This is a genomic window from Paraglaciecola polaris LMG 21857 (assembly GCF_000315055.1).
In the GTDB taxonomy this organism is placed as follows: Bacteria; Pseudomonadota; Gammaproteobacteria; order Enterobacterales; family Alteromonadaceae; genus Paraglaciecola; species Paraglaciecola polaris.
The window spans coordinates 1-2,462 of record NZ_BAER01000125.1; the positions used below are offsets into that span (position 1 = coordinate 1).

Here is a 2,462-nt window from a genome sequence, read left to right on the forward strand (position 1 = left end):
CCATTACTGACCCGCTTCTAAGCTGAGTAAAGGGCATTGTCGCCCTGTACTTACTTTGGAGTATTATTATGACTCAGCTTATTCAAGCCGTTAGTCCCCTTCGCCAGCGCATGATAGACGATATGAACATGCGTAGACTCAGCCCTAAAACCCAGATTGGCTATATCCGTGCGGTATCGAAGCTCGCCGCTTACCTTAAACATTCACCGGCTAACGCCACGGCAGAGGAATTACGGCAGTTTCAGATTGCATTGGCCGAACAAGGTACATCCAACATCACCATCAATGCCACGTTATCTGGTTTACAATTCTTGTACTGTAAAACCCTCAATCGTCCTGATGTTATTAGTAAATTGAGTACGGTGCCTACGCCGCGTAAATTGCCTCAAGTTCTCAGCGTAGAGGAAGTCAAACGCCTAATTGCGGCTGCTCACAATCTAAAGTATCGCACCGCTTTGTCAGTGGCATACGGAGCAGGATTAAGGGTGAGCGAAGTGGTGGCATTGAAGGTCACTGATGTCGACAGTAAACGCATGGTCTTACGGATTGAACAAGGCAAGGGTAACAAGGACAGATTAGCCATGTTATCACCCGTATTATTAGGTTACCTGCGCGATTGGTGGCACTACGCGCATGCTCAGCAGTTAATGTTGAATGGCGGTTGGTTGTTTCCAGGGCAACAAGCGATTAACCCTATCTCCACACGTCAGTTAAGCCGTGCTTGTAAAGCGGCGGCACACGATGCCGACATTGATAAACGGGTTTCTATGCACACTTTACGGCACAGCTTCGCCACTCACTTACTGGAAGCCAAAGTGGATATTCGGGTGATACAAACCTTGCTGGGTCACAGTAAGTTGGAAACCACCGCACTGTATGCGCAAGTGGCAACCAAGTTACTGCATGAGGTCGTCAGTCCGCTCGATGCACTGACGTTGACGCATTGAGTCAGATGATATGCCTCGTCCCTCGCTTGAGGTGGCTGATGTCTTTCGGTTTTATGGTGAGCAATACAAGGCAATACAGCAAGGACATCTGAGCCTCAATCAACTTAAAGTCATGTCGGCCATTACACGTTGCCGAAGTGCACAACTGGGTGGTCACCAATTACATTGCCCGCAATGTGATACCAACCTTATCGCCTACAATTCATGTCGCAATCGACATTGCCCCAAGTGTCAGTCATCCGCCGCTAAACGCTGGTTAACCGCCCGTCAAACTCAGCTGATACCGGTAGATTACTATCATGTGGTATTTACCTTGCCTGCTGCCATTAGCCAGTTAGCGTTTTATAACAAAGCTGAACTGTATGGCTTGTTGTTTAGCACCGCCTCACAAACGCTGACAACCATTGCCCAAGACCCCAAACACTTAGGCGCGGATATTGGGACAACAATGGTATTGCATACATGGGGTTCAGCGATGACGCACCATCCCCATGTGCATTGCATCGTGCCAGGTGGCGGGATAAGTACAGATAAACAACACTGGCGAGCTTGCAAAAAGGGCTTCTTTTTACCGGTAAAGGTCTTGTCTCGCTTGTTTCGTCGGTTGTTTGTGACGGGACTGCGACAGCGATTTGCTGAGCGGCGTTTGCAGTTTCATGGTGAATTGGATGGGCTGAGTGAGTCTGTCCAATTCGACACGTGGTGCGCCGAGCAACAACATCGAGAGTGGGTGGTGTATGCCAAACGCCCCTTTGCTGGGCCAGAAGCGGTACTGGCGTATTTATCCCGCTATACCCATCGGGTAGCAATAGCTAACAGTCGATTGCGCGAAATCAACGACCAATACGTCAGCTTTACCTACAAAGACTATCGACTTAAAGGGCGTACTAAGCACAAAGAAATGCAATTAAATACGCACGAGTTTATCCGCCGGTTTATGCTGCATGTGCTGCCATCTGGATTTCATCGCATACGCCATTACGGGTTACTTGCCAGTCACGCTAAATTAGCACTCGCCAGACAGTTGCTGAATGTGCCTGCGCCTGATGTAATACCAACAGTGGAGTCCGTTGTTGAGGAGAACGCTCCGTTCCAATGTCGTCAGTGCCATCAACCGATGGTAATAGTCGCGATAACATTGCCCGCCTATTTACCCAGAGCACCGCCAAGTGTGAGTAATAGAAATGAAACGTTCACACTATCAACTCAACATTAATATCATCGGCGAAACGCGGTGAGAGGCGTGCTATGTTTGAAAGCTTAAGATTCGTGAAATCATGGCAATTGAAGCAATATAAAAAAGATAGAAACAGGCAGTAAAGATGAATAAAACACGAATATCACTGGTTCGAAAAAACATACTCTGCAACGATCAAGCAACTATCCGTCGACCCACCAACGAAATCCCCATATCAACGAAACATTACAGGTAACGTCCCGCGGTTTCCTCCACTCGAGATTATCCGCCAGCTGTCTCCTTGCCGCAGGACAGCTGAGGCTCAGTGTTGCCAACAG

Annotated in this window: 2 protein-coding genes; both read left to right on the forward strand. The window is 48.3% G+C overall.

The features are described from left to right. Window positions 1–68 precede the first annotated feature (68 nt). On the forward strand, window positions 69–947 hold the full coding sequence (locus GPLA_RS19980) for a tyrosine-type recombinase/integrase (protein ID WP_007106821.1): 879 nt from the start codon (window positions 69–71) through the stop codon (window positions 945–947). 10 nt (window positions 948–957) lie between these two features. Beyond that, window positions 958–2,163 carry an IS91 family transposase gene (locus GPLA_RS19985; protein WP_007106822.1) on the forward strand — a complete coding sequence of 402 codons (1,206 nt, stop codon included), beginning with the start codon at window positions 958–960 and terminating at the stop codon, window positions 2,161–2,163. Window positions 2,164–2,462: the final 299 nt, after the last annotated feature.